The sequence below is a fragment of the Bradyrhizobium sp. USDA 4341 genome (assembly GCF_054063755.1).
This window is the reverse complement of the sequence record NZ_JBSSGO010000002.1, coordinates 6,210,789-6,225,252: the sequence shown is the minus strand read 5'-3', so window position 1 is coordinate 6,225,252 and position 14,464 is coordinate 6,210,789. Positions and strand designations below refer to the sequence as shown.

Genomic DNA, 14,464 nt, shown 5'->3' with positions numbered 1-14,464 from the left:
TTGGGATCGGTGGCGCGCGAGGCAATCCAGGCGGCGATCCGCCGGATCGTCAGTCTGCGGGTCGTGCGCCTTGCGGCAGGGAGGGTGGTGGCGGTCGACATGGCCTGTGCCTGAGGCATGACCCGGAAACGTGGAAAGCGGTTTCCCGGAAGGATCATGCCGAATGGAAGCGGAAGGGGCGATGAGTGATTGCTCACCAGCATTTCATCGCGCTTTAGCGCGTTTTTGTGGCCAGTGTAATCAGCTTGGCGTGAGAACGCCTCCAACCGGCCTGCTCACTTTTCGAGAAGCTCCGGCCGGTACTCGAAATGCATGGTATCGTAGTGGTACCACTTGCCGCCCCAGATGAAGCCGTGGCGCTCGAAGATGTCGACGATCTCGCGCGGCATCCGGTTTTTATAGGGGATGGTCTTACCCTTGCCCGCCCACAGCCAGTAATCCGAGACCTTCAGGTTGAGGTCGATCGCGGCCGCATAGCCATGCATGCTCATCCGCCCGGTATCGGCGACGGCGCGACAAGATAGCACACCCGCGATCGGAAAGGCCGCGGCGCGCAGCGCCGGATCGAGCGCATCGATCTCGGCGGAGACCTGCTTCAGACGCTCGGCGACGCCATTGACCCGCGTGACCTGAACCGGCTTGCCCCAGGATCGCGGTAGCCAGGTGATCGTCACCAGGTTCCGCCTGACCTCCGCCGTGTTGCAGTCGCCATACATCTTCTTGAAGAAGGCCTCGTTGCGGAAACGGCCGGGATCGACGTTCGGGGCCGGCGGCGCCGATGGCCCGGAAAGATACGGCTGCCGCATCTGGTCGAGGATCGAGGCATTGCGCAGCATCTGATCGAACGGCTTGCCGGAGACGCCGTCGTCGACCGGCATCACCGTGCCGTCGCGCCAGGTGATCGTGGTGTCGTCATGGCCGGACAGCGCCTCGGGATAGGCGCGCACCAGACGGTCGAGCAGTTCGCTTCTGCTCTGAGCGTGCGCAAACGGCGGCAGCAGCGCCAGCAAAGCAACAATGCAGGCCGTGCCGCGCGCGGCCATTCAGCGTTTCCCGGCCTGATCGATCAGCGCGACATTGGCCTCCTCGATCGCGTTCAGCTTCGGATTCCAGCTGTTCGGCGCATACCATGGGAAGCGCGCGAAATACGCCTTGAGATCGGCGGAATCGAAATAGCGTCCCCTGCGGGCGAAGATCTCGTTGCGCGCGATCCGCAGCTCGTCCCGCGACAGCCGCCGCAGATCGGCCGGCGTCAGCAGACGCCGGTCGGAATCCGGAAAGATGAATCCGCTCAGCGCGGCGCCGCCACCGGATTCGAAGCGATCGATCAGCGCGACATTCGCGCTCTCGATCGCATTGAGCGGCGGATCCCATGAGCGGGGCACGTACCACGCGAACCTGCTGAATCGCGCGGTCAGGTCCGGCGCGTTGAAGTAGCGCCCGCGCCGCGCGAAGATTTCATTGCGGGCGATCCGCAGATCGTCCTTGCTGAGCAGCCTGAGATCGCTCTCCGACAGCAGGCGGCTGTCGGAATCCGCAATGATGAAGTCCGATTGCGTGCGCACCGCCGGCGGCGCCGATGGCGGCACGTTTTGCGGCGGCAGGCTTTGCTGCGGCGGGATCACCGTCGCCGGCGGATCGGCGGTCGCGACCTGAGCCGGTGTGTTGCCGGCAAAATAGAACGAGCCGTCGATCGGCGAGGTAGAGACCCAGGGCTGCTGCGCGCTGCCGGTCGCGCGTTTGACGACGAGGCCGACCTGATTGAACGCCTGCAGCACGTCGAGCCCGGGCTTCTGCATGGTGTCGACGAGGGCACGCGTGTAGGGGCTGTGGCCGTCATCGCCATCGAGCGCGACGTTGCCCGGCTGGGTCGCGTAGGACAACAGCGTGCCCTCCGGCGCGCGGATCTGGGCGAGGCCACCGTCGGCGGCCCGCAAGCCGCGCCCGCCGAACGGATTGTTCCGGCAGGCGTCCAGGATCACGATGTTGAGCCGCGTGCCCGCGCCTTCCATCTGCCGCAGCACCAGGCCGACATCGACCATCTGGAAATCGACATCGGCCTCGCGCACAGGATTCGCCGAGACCGGCACCAGATAATTCGTTCCGCGAACCTGGATGCCGTGGCCGGCGTAATAGAACAGCGCCACGTCGGCGCCCATCAGCTGGCTGCCGAAGCGCTGGATCGCGGCATCGAAGCCGGCCTTGTCCAGATCGACCTGGGCGTGCCCGCCGACCAGCGCAAAGCCGAGCCGCTGCAGCGTGTCGGCCACGAGCTGCGCATCGTCCTTCGGATTCTGCAGCCGCGACACGTTCTGATAGGTCGAATTGCCGACCACCAGCGCGACGCGCTTGTCCGCGGCCGCCGGCGCTGCGAACAACACGGCGAGCAATCCGGCGGCGAGAAGGGTCCAGCGCATCGTCAGGTCCATGGTTTTGGGCCGAAAGACCTAGCAGAAACGTGCCCGAAAATCGATCACGGCAGATCTGACTGAAACGTGGCCGTGATTCGCCGTAACACCCCTGCAAAATACCGCAATATGGTTGCCCGCGCGGGGGTGCGGATGCTATCCCGCGCCCCATGACAACTGCCCCGATTTCGAACATCCGCAACTTCTCCATCGTCGCCCATATCGACCATGGCAAATCGACCCTTGCCGACCGCCTGATCCAGATGACGGGCGGCCTGTCGGATCGCGAAATGGCGGGCAAGGAGCAGGTGCTCGATTCGATGGATATCGAGCGCGAGCGCGGCATCACCATCAAAGCGCAGACCGTCCGGCTGAACTACCGTGCCAAGGACGGCAAGGATTACATCTTCAATTTGATGGACACGCCCGGCCATGTCGACTTCGCCTACGAGGTCTCGCGGTCGCTGGCGGCCTGCGAGGGTTCCCTGCTCGTGGTCGACGCCAGCCAGGGCGTCGAGGCGCAGACGCTCGCCAACGTCTACCATGCGCTCGACGCTGGTCACGAGATCGTGCCGGTCCTGAACAAGGTCGACCTGCCTGCGGCCGAGCCCGAGAAGGTCAAGCAGCAGATCGAGGACGTGATCGGCATCGACGCCTCCGACGCCGTGATGATCTCGGCCAAGACCGGCCTCGGCGTGCCCGACGTGCTGGAGGCCGTCGTCACCCGCCTGCCGCCGCCGAAGGGCGACCGCGACGCGACCTTGAAGGCGCTGCTGGTCGACAGCTGGTACGACGTCTATCTCGGCGTGGTCGTCCTGATCCGCGTCGTCGACGGCGTGATGAAGAAGGGCAGCCGCATCCGCATGATGGGCACCGGCGCGGCCTACGACATCGAGCGCGTCGGCTTCTTCACGCCGAAGATGCAGCAGGTCGACGAGCTCGGCCCCGGCGAGATCGGCTTCATCACCGCGGCGATCAAGGAAGTCGCCGATACGAGAGTGGGCGACACCATCACCGACGACAGGAAGCCGGTCACCGACATGCTGCCGGGCTTCAAACCGGCGATCCCGGTGGTGTTCTGCGGCCTGTTCCCGGTCGATGCCGACGATTTCGAGACGCTGCGCGCGGCGATGGGCAAGCTCAGGCTGAACGACGCCAGCTTCTCCTTCGAGATGGAAACCTCCGCTGCGCTCGGCTTCGGCTTCCGCTGCGGCTTCCTCGGGCTGTTGCATCTGGAGATCATCCAGGAGCGGCTGTCGCGCGAGTTCGACCTCAATCTGATCGCGACCGCGCCGAGCGTCATCTACAAGATGAAGCTGACCGACGGCACCGAGCTCGAGATCCACAACCCGGTCGACATGCCCGACGTGGTCAAGATCGCCGAGATCGAGGAGCCGTGGATCGAGGCCACCATCCTGACTCCAGATGAATATCTCGGCAGCGTGCTGAAGCTGTGCCAGGACCGCCGCGGCGCGCAGAAGGAGCTCACCTATGTCGGCTCCCGCGCGATGGTGAAATACGACCTGCCGCTCAACGAGGTGGTGTTCGATTTCTACGATCGCCTGAAGTCGGTGTCCAAGGGCTACGCCTCGTTCGACTATCATCTGACCGACTACAAGCCGGCCGACCTGGTCAAGATGCAGATCCTGGTCAACGCCGAGCCGGTCGACGCGCTGTCGATGCTGGTGCATCGGACCCGCGCCGAGGGCCGCGGCCGCGCCATGGTCGAGAAGATGAAGGAGCTGATCCCGCCGCACATGTTCCAGATCCCGATCCAGGCGGCGATCGGCGGCAAGGTGATCGCACGCGAAACCGTGCGCGCGCTGCGCAAGGACGTCACCGCGAAGTGCTACGGCGGCGACATCACGCGCAAGCGCAAGCTTCTGGAGAAGCAGAAGGAAGGCAAGAAGAAGATGCGGCAGTTCGGCAAGGTCGACATCCCGCAGGAAGCCTTCATTGCCGCGCTCAAGGTGGACAGCTGAGGCGCCCTCACGAACCGTCGCCGGCTTGACGACAACCGCGCCAGTCCGGTTCTAACCGAAAATCTCGAAAACAACCCCATGCAAAGCAGCCCGATAGCTGACACGCTGTCGCTGGCCCACTTGTTGCCATTCTTGTCCCAGCAACAAAACGCACCATGATTTGAATCGCCACGACGCGGCGGCGCGACTAAGCTTCGATCATGTTGCGCATCCTGTCATTCTCGATCGTCATCCTCGCACTGCTGCAGCCGGACCTGAGCGCGGCCGCCTCCTCGAAGAAGCGGCAGACCGCCCGCTGGCACGGCTATGGCTTCCTGCCCGGCTACCGGCAGCCGCCCAACGAAACCATTCCGGTGCTCGGTCCGCGCGGCGCCGCCCGCGGCTACCCGGACTATTCGCCGGAATATTGGTATGGCGGGGATTGGCACTATTTCGGCCGGCCCGGCTTCCATGGCGGCGGGCGCTACAATGGCGGCAGCTACGGCCCGTGCTGGAGCTGGACGCCGATCGGGCGGGCCTGGAATTGCGGCTAGCCGCGCGTCGCTGCGACATCTTGCGCATGCAACGCACGATCCGCTGATCCCGGAATGAGAGGCATGTTGCCCGTCATATTGCCCCCGGACCTCGGATAGGCCACGATCCTCCCTGCGCGCACCACAACAAACAACAGCGCCGGGGAAACGCATGAGCAAGGACGCTCGGTTCGACTATGGCTGGGTCGTCGTCGGCGCGGGCGCGCTGATGACCTGCGTCGGCTTCGGCACCATGCTGTCGCTCGCGGTGTTCCTGCAGCCGATCTCGGATGCGATGGGCTGGTCGCGTGCCGGCGTATCGGCGGCGGCGACGCTGGATTTCCTCTGCATGGGTCTTGCGGCGTTCGCCTGGGGCGCGCTGTCCGACCGCTTCGGCACCCGCTTCGTGGTGCTGGCGGGCGGCCTGCTGCTCGGGCTGGGCCTCGTGACGGCAAGCCGGGCGCAGAGCCTGTGGCAATTCCAGCTCTGCTTCGGCGTGCTGATCGGGATCGCCGCCGGCAGCTTCTATGCGCCGATGATGGCGCTTGCGAGCGCCTGGATCGACAAGCATCGCAGCCTCGCCGTCGCACTGGTGTCGGCCGGCATGGGCGTATCACCGGTGACGGTCGCGCCGTCCGCCAGCTGGCTGATCACGGCCTATGACTGGCGCTTCGCGATGCTCGTCATCGGCATCGCCGCATGGGCGCTGCTGATCCCCGCATCGTTCCTGGTGCGCCCGGCGCCGCAGGGAACGACCGTCGTGATCCCAACGGCTGGCAATGCGCCGCAAGCGGAATGGAGCGTGGCGCAAGCGCTGCGCACGCCGCAATTCATCACGCTCGCACTGGCCCATTTCGCCTGCTGCGCAGCGCATTCGGGCCCGATCTTCCACATGGTGTCCTACGCCATGGTGTGCGGCATCGCGCCGCTCACCGCAGTCACGGTCTACAGCCTCGCCGGCTTCTCCGGGCTCGGCGGACGGTTGCTGCTCGGGGTGCTGGCCGACCGGCTCGGCGCCAAGCCGGTTTTGGTCGGCGGCCTCTTGGTGCAGGCGCTGTCGATCGCGACATATCTTGCGGTGGCGCAGCTCGGCGAATTCTACGCGCTGTCGGTGGTGTTCGGGCTCGCCTATGGCGGCGTGATGCCGCTCTATGCCGTGCTGGTGCGCGAGTTCTTCGGCGCGCGCATCATGGGCACGGTGTTCGGCGCCGTGTCGGCTTTCGCGAGCCTCGGCATGGCGCTCGGGCCGTGGGCCGGCGGCTACGTGTTCGACACGTTCCATGGCTACACGTGGCTGCACGCCGGTTCCTTCGCGATCGGCCTTGCCGCGGTCGCGGTGGCGTTGAGTTTCTCCACCAAGCGCCAGCCGACGCTCGATCTCGGCCGCGCCGCCGCCTGAGCGCGATGCATGCGCCGATCGCGCGCGGCAGCGATAGATAGCTGATCTGCATCGGCGCCGCCCCGCCTTGCCCTCTCCTGCCGGATGGGCCACCATCGCCTGCCCCGCCCAACAACAACGTCAGAAGGGGCGCCGAGGACACGCATGAACAAGCCGCAGGGAGTAGACCTTGTCGAGCGGGCGCGCGCGCTGGCGCCGCTGATCATGAGCGAGGCCGACGAGATCGAACGGACGCGGCGACTGACGCGTTCCGTCACCGCGGCGCTGGTCGAGAACGGGCTCTATCGCGCGCTGCTGCCGAAGCGTTTCGGCGGCGCCGAGGCGACGCTGGACGCGTTCATGCAGATGCAGGAGGAGATCGCCAAGGCCGATGCATCGACCGCCTGGTGCCTCGGCCAGTGCAGCGTCTGCGCCATGACCGCGGCCTATCTCGAGCCCGACGCGGCCAACGAAATCTTCAACACCCCGCCCGGCATTCTGGCCTGGGGCGCGATCGCCCATGAGGTGCGCGCCGAGCCCGGCGGCTACCGCGCCAGTGCGCGCTGGGATTTCGCCTCGGGCTCGCGGCAGGCGAGCTGGCTCGGCGCCCATGTCCGCGTCGTCGAGGCGGACGGCTCACCACGCAAGAAGGCCGACGGCTCGCCGGAGATCCGCACCATCCTGTTTCCGATGTCGCAGGCTGTGATGTACGACGTCTGGGATGTGATCGGCTTGAAGGGCACCGGCACCGATTCCTATTCGGTCGACAACCTCTTCATCCCGGAAAAGTTCGCCGCGCTGCGCGACGACCCCGCCGCGTGCCGCGAGCCGGGACCGCTGTACAAGCTCTCCACCAACATGGTGTTCAGCATGGGCTTTGCCGCTACCTCGCTCGGCGTCGCGCGCGCCATGCTGGATGCGGCGACCGAGCTTGCGCGGGCTAAGACCCCGCAAGGCCTCAAGGCGATGCGCGACAACAACGCCGTGCAGGGCCAGATCGGCCGCACCGAGGCAAGCCTGCGCGCCGCGCGCGCCTATCTGTATGCGACGGCGCACGACGTCTGGAGCGATCTCGCCCGCGGCGATCCGATCAGCGAGGCGCATCGCATCGCGATCCGCATCGCTTCGACCTGGACCATCCACCAGTCGGCCGCCGTGGTCGACATCGCCTATCACATGTCGGGGGCAACGGCGGTGTTTGCGAAGAATCCGTTCGAGCGCCGGTTTCGCGACATGCATGCGATCGCCCAGCAGATCCAGGCCCGCGACACCCAGTATGAGGACGCCGGCAAGGCGATCCTGGCGGGCAATCTCTCCGCGCCCCCGACGACGCGCTAAAGCGCGATGACGTCAGGTTGAACCAGGGCGTGCACTCATCAATCCGCCATGCCGACTCTACCCTCTAAAACCTGATATCGCCGGGTGACCCACGGCATGTCGGTTTTGAGTCGATTGCGGAAGTTGCGCAGGTAAACGACGATGTTGGCGACTGCCATGACTGTCATTGAAGAATAAGTTCGATGCCATCCGCTTCTTCGTTGCCGCCAGGGCAATGGCGCCGGATTATCTCGACAATCCAGTCAAAGACCGTAGGTCCTTCGTGTTTCAACGCCTCAGCAAGGTAGTTCTCGACTGAAGCTGTGTTGGAAGGGTGACATCGCTCTAACCTTTTCCGCAGTTGGCGAGCAGTCTCGTCATATCCAAGAGTTCGCTTCGAGATTTCGTGGTTATCCCAGCAGAAAATGAAGCCTTCTTCCGGCGTCCCAAAACCTCCCCGCAAAATGTCGTTAAAGGCGTCGAGATTTCTACCCCACTCGGCACCTGGGATGATGCGAAGGCCAACTTGATCGTAGAATCCTTCCAATGTTGAAAATTCATAACCGTCAATATGCAGCTTTAGCTTCGAGGCCATCATGGATGTATCTCTGATCCTTGGACTCGACGGGCTTAGGCGGCAACCCGTGTACTGCTGCTTGGACCGGCGACAGATGTATCATCTCTGATACCTGATGTCCGCATTGGGTCCAACGGAGACATCATATCGCCGCCACCGCGTCCGCCGAGGACTTCTGGTCTAGCCCGGAGAACGGACCTTCTGAGGCCTCCTCCTCATATCTCAAACGGGCCAGCCGCTGACTTTGTGGCAAACAAGCTCTGATCGACGGCAACCTCGTTGTCTTGCCTTTCGGTAGCTGTGCATGGCGTCGCCGCAGCTGCTGCACCTGATCAGGGAGGAGAGGCGCGCTTGGACCTTAGCGAAGGCAGTGCCCATCGTCATGATGCTCGCGTTACGGGACTCGCCATGGGGTCAGCCGTGGAACCCAGCGCGGGACGTTGGCCCGAAAGTCCTCGTACTGCGCGCCAAATGTCTGCTTGAGCGTTGGTTCTTCGTACACCAAGACGAAGACGTGGAAAAAGAGCCAGAGCAGCGCGGCATACCAGAGGAGGCGCCAATCGCCGAATAAAAGTGCTTGACCAAAAATGACGGCAGCGACTCCGACGTAAATCGGATTCCGTACGTGGCGATAGAGACCAGTGATCACCAGCTTCTGTGTCGGCGCGATCGGGGCTGGCGTTCCCAGCCCCTGCAGTGCAAACCGCGCGAACGAATCTACAACTCCGGGCACTCCGGCAATGATCAACATAGGTCCGATGGCGCGGGTCAGTTCAAAGCTGAAGAAAGCCGGCCGGAACTCCCAATGTGTGATCCACCATGGGACGAACCCCGCCAGCACCAAGGGCGCGACGACGAAGAATAGAGCAGAGCCCAAGATGGCAATCGCCTTCGACACGCGTAGCCCTGGTACCAATGTTGCAATCCACACTACTCCAACCAAGCGCGAACCGGAAGACGGGCCAAAAAGCTCCTTCCATCTAAGACCCCATGTCGGAAGCGCCATGTCGGCCTGGGGTCAATCGCGTCGTTTTTGCAGTCGGCCAGCTACGTTCGGTCTTCCCTCAACTTTTGCGATGTCGCTGCACTGCGCCAACTGACGCGGTGGGCCATACGCGGTCCTAGCGGTCGCGCGTCGGTTCGAGGATCATTCGCAAATGACGGGGGATTGCTCGCGGACCATCAACGTCCAGGGGCCTTGATCGTACATCTCGGACTCGGGCTCATCGCTCTTACCGTAGTGCAGTCGCGAGCCTGCTTCTAGCCGAGCGCAAATCCGCACCACGAGTGGCTCTTGAGGCTCGACGCCATGGACGGCAAGGGCCGCTCGCAGTTGCGGCCACCGTTTCCCGGTGAAGACGCCGGTGTGGCAATTGGGTTCGCAGCAGCAATACGCTCGGCCTGCGCGAAACGTAATGTGCAGCTCGAACTCCTCTCCCTGGCCTCGGACGTTCTCGACGCTCAGCGCATAATATTGGTCGGGACGTTCTTCAGCGCCTCGGTTTCGTCGGAGCAAGTCAATCCAAGCAGCATAGATGCGTGCTCGTAGGGTCGCGTGTTCATCCATGAGAGTGGCGCTGACGGCGCGTTCATTCGGATCAAGAACCTAGCAGCCAAGTGAGGCAGGCTCAGCCCATCGGCCTGTGAACCAAGAAACAGGAAGTCTCGCTTTGTACTGGCCAGGGCGTTGCACTCATCAATCCGCCATGCAGCCCTACTGCAGTTGTGTTTGTGCACAGCGTGCCAGGTTGGCCCTGACCACGAGGTGATGAAAAGGCCTGATCGCGTTGAGATAGGTGAAGCCCAGGGCATTGTGGGTATGCACAACGGTTGTCGCGATGAGCAGCGTGCCTGTTGGAGAATGGCGTCGGAGCAGCGATAGTCGGAAGTCCAGGTGTCGGTCATCCGTACCGAGCACAATTTCGTCCTTGCCCTCCCAGTGCACCGGGAAGAAGTCCACCCGTTCATGGCTGTCGGGGGACGTCCTGACCGTATCGGAGGTCTTGATGCCAAAGGGCGTAACCATGGCGTCGCGCAGCGCGATCAACCCCTTTTGCCACGCGGGTGGATTGACGAGTGTCCGCGTCGCCAGCTCGCGCATGCTCGGCTGTTCCGATGCACTCAAGTCGATGCTGTAGCTATCGAGTAAACTGGCGTTCTCGTACCAGCTCGCAACGACACTTTCCGACGGCGGCGTCGTCCGGCGTACCTGCGGTTTGCGGTCTAACCCCATGCTCATGACGATGTCACCTATGCGAGCGGCCAATAGGAAGAGCTATTCTCAATTCTAGGCGCGGTGATTTCCCTACGCTGAGCTCGCAACTCGTCACCGGTTTGCAGGTCTTCAACTCTACGGTGATCGGCGCGGGGTCTCAAGACCGATCTACGCGTCAAAGACTTGATCCCACGAACGATAGAGGGATCAATGTTCGAGGCTTATTCACGCTCAAACCGCGAGGGACTGATTGCGGCTAGCCGCATTGAGAAGGAAGCCCGCTTTGGATCAAAAGCCGTCGATCGCGACCGAACCCAGGGACTTCCGGTTCACTTCGGAGAGCCGACGTTCTCGAAGGTCATTCAGACCGTCCTATGGGCCAGCGGCTGACGTAGTAGCTTTGACCGATGAGAGGTTGTAAGCTTTCCAATTAAGCAACTTGTGCGAGATGTAATCCTAGGCAACTTCCTTCGGATCATCAATGAATGTAGATCGCAGGTTCGCCGTAAATCGCTTCTGGCCGACTGTTTACCTGCTAGGCCTTTTGATCGTCATTCTGCTATTTGCCGTCATGTTCTTGGGATTTGGCGGGGTTTCGTTGTTGGGCGTCGCCACGGACTTCCCGCGCCACATAGGCGAATCCGTCATGTCGTTTTTTGTGGCCGTCATCTGTGGCGCGGTCCTTCTTTACCTTTGCGCGTTCTTTGGAAGCCTCTTCAGAACGCTTAGACTTGGTGGTCCTGCTCTGACAGTTTCGTCTGAAGGGTTCACATATCTCTTCGCTTCCGACGACTTGATACCTTGGACCGCGATCAAGGACATTCAAATTGACTGGCACTGGGGAATAGACGTGCAAATCCGCTTCCAAATTGACTCTGGCTTCGCCGACACTTTGCGCTGGCGGAGTAGGATCGCGAATTCGTTCAAGCCAGAGTACATCACAGTGATATTCCGATTCATCAAAGCTTCAGCGGCAGAGGTTGAGGAAGCGCTACTCAGGCCACTGCAATCGAAGTCCGTGCAAGCATCGACCGACGTGCTCACTAAGGCCAACGAACTGGTCGCGCGGGACTACGGTGCCCTAGCTGCATATCGTCGGCGGAACGTGTAAGGCTCGCTGGTCCGTTCCGGGTCAGTTGCGTCGGCTTGACCGCTCCCCGACAGCCTCTGGTTTACCTCCGTTATCGGACATAATCAGCATCGGGCGTTACTTTGCAAAAGGGCCCAAGCGGACATGGCCTCGATGCCAGGGCAAGTCGCGTCTGTTCAATTGGGTATCGCCGCGAATCCCATCGTGGAGAGAGCCCCACCCGCCGCGCTCCGCGCGTCGACGCCCCCGCAAGCGGCAGAGGCGAAGCGAGTCTGCGGTCCGACTGCTTCAACCCAGTCTCATCGCGCTTTAGCGAACAGTACGAAAGTAGCACCGGCGACAACGATCGCGGTTCGAATACCGGCGGCAACAACATCCGGTTGTTAAGCTTTTTCTGAGACTTTGCGGCCGGCGCTAATGCCTGGAGTTCCACTGGCCCCATGTTCAAGCTTCGATCGATTGCCGCCCGCCTGATCCTGGCGATTTCGCTGACCGTTGCAGTCGCCTGCGCCATCCTCGGCAGCTTCTGCATCAGCCAGCAGCGCACGCTGACGCGGCTCGCGCTCGATCAGCAGCTCAAGCTGCAATATGACAGCGTGATTGCAGCGATCGAATACGAAGGTCGCGCCGCGCTCGCGGTCTCGGCCGTGATCGCCGCTCTGCCGCCGGTCGAAGACGCCATCGCCAAAGGCGACCGCGACGGCCTCGGCAAGCTGCTCAGTGCCCCGTGGGCGTCGATGAAGGCGCAAGGCATCCCGCTGATCTCGTTCTGGCAGGCTCCGGCGACCAGCTTCTACCGGGTCCATGCGCCAAAACTTTTCGGCGACGACGCCTCCACGCGTCGCACGACGGTGGTGGAATCGATCAAGGCCGGCAAGCCGATCGTCGGCGTCGAGCCCGGCCGCGAGGCGCTTTCGATCTTCGGCATGACCCCGGTCATGCATGACGGCAAGACGCTGGCCAATGTCGACGTCGGCGCCGCCTTCGGCAAGGAATTCGTCGACCGTGCCAAGAAGCGCTTCGGCATCGACCTCGCCGTGCATTCCTTCGACGGCCAGACCTTCAAGCGGCTGTCCTCGACCTTCGGCGACACCGTGGTCGCGACCCCGGACGAGCTCAAGAGCGTGATGAACGGTGCAGCCCTGCTGCGCGACGCGAAGCTCGATGGCCATGCGGTGGAGCTCTATCTCGGGCAGATCAGAAACTATGCCGGCGAACCGGTCGCCGTGCTCGAGATCATCAAGGACACCAGCGACTACGAAGCCGCCGCGGCAAGCGCGCAGCGCAATCTGATCCTCGGCACCGTCGCGATCCTGGCCGCAGCCGTGTTGCTCGCGTTCCTGCTCGGCCGCGGCCTGTCACGGCCGCTCACCGCGATCACCGCGGTCATGAACCGGCTGTCCAGCGGCGACACCAGCGTCACGATTCCCGGCAGCGAACGGCGCGACGAGCTCGGCACGATGGCCAAGGCGGTCGACGTGTTCCGCCGCGGCATGCTCGAAACCTCCTCGCTGCGCGATGCACAGGAGGCCGACAAGGTGAAGGCTGCGGCCGACAAGCAGGCGCTGCAGCGGCAGATGGCCGACCGCTTCGAAGCCGACGTCAAGGGCATGGTCGCCGCCGTCGCGCAGTCGTCGAGCGCCATGCAGCGCGTCGCGGGCGAGATCACCACCAGCGTCAACGGCACCTCCGAACGGACCGCAGCGGCAGCCGCCGCGTCCGAGGAGGCGTCGGCCAGCGTCAATGCGGTCGCAGCCGCAACCGAAGAGCTGGCGTCCTCGATCACCGAGATCGGCCGCCAGGTCACCCATTCCAGCCGCGTCGCCGACAATGCCGTGGCCAAGGCGACGGAGACCACCGAGATGGTGACGAGCCTCGCCGCTTCCGCGGAGAAGATCGGCGACGTGCTGCGCCTGATCAGCGCGATCGCGAGCCAGACCAATCTGCTGGCGCTCAACGCCACCATCGAGGCCGCACGCGCCGGCGAGGCCGGCCGCGGCTTTGCCGTGGTCGCCGCAGAAGTGAAGGAACTGGCGAGCCAGACCGCGAAGGCGACCGACGAGATCGCCGGCCAGGTCGGCGCGATCCAGTCCGCCACCGGCAATTGCGTCAGCGCGATCGGCGACATCAGCGGCACCATCCGTGAGATCTCGGGCATCGCCACCGCGATCGCGGCCGCCGTCGAGCAGCAGGACTCGGCGACGCGGGAGATCGCTCGCAGCGTGCAGCAGGCATCCTCCGGGACCGTCGAGGTCTCCGCCAATATCGCGGGCGCGAGCGAAGCCGCCGGCCAATCGCGCGCCCTCACCGGCAACGTGCTGGATACGTCCAGCCAGCTCGGCGATCACGCCTCCGCGCTGTCGCACAGCGTCGACACGTTCCTCGCCGGCCTGCGCAACGCGGCCTGACCGGCGGGCTATGTGACGTTCAAGGCGCTATGGTAGATTGACGCGATACGTCGTCCTCGCGGAGCCCTCCATGCGCAAGCCGGCAACATCGACCAGCAAGGCTGTACGCCCCCCGCAAGCGAAAGCGGCAGATGCGCTGTTCGACGCTTACCCTGCCCCGGTCAAGGCCAAGCTACTGGCGCTGCGGCGCCTGATCTTCGACACCGCGAAGGCCACGAGGGGCGTCGGCGCGCTGGAAGAGACGCTGAAATGGGGGCAGCCGAGCTACCTCACGCCGGAGACCGGCAGCGGCAGCACGGTCCGGATCGATCAGGTGAAGCCCGCCGCCGACCAGGTCGCGGTCTACTTCCATTGCCAGACCAATCTGGTCGAGACCTTCCGCGAGCTCTATCCCGAGCTCAGCTACAGCGGCAACCGCGCGATCCTGCTCGATGTCGCGGCCAAGCTTCCGGAGCCCGCGCTGCGCCACTGCGTGGCGCTGGCGCTGACCTATCATTTGAAGAAGCGGACGACAGATAGCGGAGCCTAGCTCCACGTCATTGCGAGGAGCGAAGCGACGAAGCAATCCATCTAGCCG

General features: G+C 63.6%; 14 protein-coding genes. 9 read left to right on the top strand and 5 right to left on the bottom strand.

What is annotated here, in order from left to right; translation table 11 throughout:
• Window positions 1-275 precede the first annotated feature (275 nt).
• On the bottom strand, window positions 276-1,043 hold the full coding sequence (locus ACVIGB_RS35540; RefSeq protein ID WP_456719161.1) for a M15 family metallopeptidase: 768 nt from the start codon (window positions 1,041-1,043) through the stop codon (window positions 276-278).
• Window positions 1,044-2,417: a YARHG domain-containing protein gene (locus ACVIGB_RS35535; protein ID WP_456719162.1), complete on the bottom strand. Its 1,374-nt coding sequence runs from the start codon at window positions 2,415-2,417 to the stop codon at window positions 1,044-1,046. It lies immediately after the preceding gene.
• A gap of 161 nt (window positions 2,418-2,578) precedes the next feature.
• Here ACVIGB_RS35535 and lepA point away from each other — a divergent pair, with 161 nt between their 5' ends.
• The 4 genes from lepA (at window position 2,579) to ACVIGB_RS35515 (ending at window position 7,618) form a co-directional block, all read left to right on the top strand.
• Window positions 2,579-4,390 carry a translation elongation factor 4 gene (gene lepA / locus ACVIGB_RS35530; protein ID WP_092122853.1) on the top strand — a complete coding sequence of 604 codons (1,812 nt, stop codon included), beginning with the start codon at window positions 2,579-2,581 and terminating at the stop codon, window positions 4,388-4,390.
• A 200-nt stretch (window positions 4,391-4,590) separates the two neighbouring features.
• Window positions 4,591-4,923, top strand: coding sequence for a hypothetical protein (locus ACVIGB_RS35525; RefSeq protein WP_456719163.1), 333 nt, complete (start codon window positions 4,591-4,593; stop codon window positions 4,921-4,923).
• A 151-nt stretch (window positions 4,924-5,074) separates the two neighbouring features.
• Window positions 5,075-6,301, top strand: a complete 1,227-nt coding sequence (locus tag ACVIGB_RS35520) for an MFS transporter (protein WP_456719164.1) — start codon at window positions 5,075-5,077, stop codon at window positions 6,299-6,301.
• A 144-nt stretch (window positions 6,302-6,445) separates the two neighbouring features.
• Window positions 6,446-7,618 (top strand): acyl-CoA dehydrogenase family protein, encoded by a 1,173-nt coding sequence (locus ACVIGB_RS35515; RefSeq protein ID WP_456719165.1) that lies wholly within the window; start codon window positions 6,446-6,448, stop codon window positions 7,616-7,618.
• 163 nt (window positions 7,619-7,781) lie between these two features.
• Here ACVIGB_RS35515 and ACVIGB_RS35510 read toward each other — a convergent pair whose 3' ends face one another.
• Both ACVIGB_RS35510 and ACVIGB_RS35505 read right to left on the bottom strand, forming a co-directional pair.
• Window positions 7,782-8,195, bottom strand: a complete 414-nt coding sequence (locus ACVIGB_RS35510) for a barstar family protein (RefSeq protein WP_456719166.1) — start codon at window positions 8,193-8,195, stop codon at window positions 7,782-7,784.
• A 373-nt stretch (window positions 8,196-8,568) separates the two neighbouring features.
• A complete protein-coding gene (locus ACVIGB_RS35505; RefSeq protein ID WP_456719167.1) occupies window positions 8,569-9,072 on the bottom strand; it encodes a methyltransferase family protein in 504 nt (167 codons plus the stop codon).
• Between the two features lie 396 nt (window positions 9,073-9,468).
• Between ACVIGB_RS35505 and ACVIGB_RS35500 the strand changes: the two genes are divergently transcribed.
• The gene (locus tag ACVIGB_RS35500) at window positions 9,469-9,723 is read left to right on the top strand and encodes a hypothetical protein (RefSeq protein ID WP_456719168.1); all 255 of its coding nucleotides are present in this window, start codon (window positions 9,469-9,471) and stop codon (window positions 9,721-9,723) included.
• Window positions 9,724-9,888: 165 nt separating this feature from the next.
• On the opposite strand, the gene ACVIGB_RS35495 is transcribed toward ACVIGB_RS35500, so the two are convergent.
• Window positions 9,889-10,413 carry a DUF2867 domain-containing protein gene (locus ACVIGB_RS35495; RefSeq protein WP_456719169.1) on the bottom strand — a complete coding sequence of 175 codons (525 nt, stop codon included), beginning with the start codon at window positions 10,411-10,413 and terminating at the stop codon, window positions 9,889-9,891.
• A 186-nt stretch (window positions 10,414-10,599) separates the two neighbouring features.
• Between ACVIGB_RS35495 and ACVIGB_RS35490 the strand changes: the two genes are divergently transcribed.
• The 4 genes from ACVIGB_RS35490 to ACVIGB_RS35475 all read left to right on the top strand — a co-directional run bounded on the left by ACVIGB_RS35490 (window position 10,600) and on the right by ACVIGB_RS35475 (window position 14,416).
• Complete coding sequence (locus ACVIGB_RS35490; protein ID WP_456719170.1) at window positions 10,600-10,779, top strand: hypothetical protein; 180 nt, start codon at window positions 10,600-10,602, stop codon at window positions 10,777-10,779.
• Window positions 10,780-10,870: 91 nt separating this feature from the next.
• Window positions 10,871-11,500, top strand: a complete 630-nt coding sequence (locus tag ACVIGB_RS35485) for a hypothetical protein (protein WP_456719171.1) — start codon at window positions 10,871-10,873, stop codon at window positions 11,498-11,500.
• A gap of 419 nt (window positions 11,501-11,919) precedes the next feature.
• Window positions 11,920-13,887 carry a methyl-accepting chemotaxis protein gene (locus ACVIGB_RS35480; protein WP_456719172.1) on the top strand — a complete coding sequence of 656 codons (1,968 nt, stop codon included), beginning with the start codon at window positions 11,920-11,922 and terminating at the stop codon, window positions 13,885-13,887.
• A 70-nt stretch (window positions 13,888-13,957) separates the two neighbouring features.
• Window positions 13,958-14,416, top strand: a complete 459-nt coding sequence (locus tag ACVIGB_RS35475) for a DUF1801 domain-containing protein (protein WP_456719173.1) — start codon at window positions 13,958-13,960, stop codon at window positions 14,414-14,416.
• Window positions 14,417-14,464: the final 48 nt, after the last annotated feature.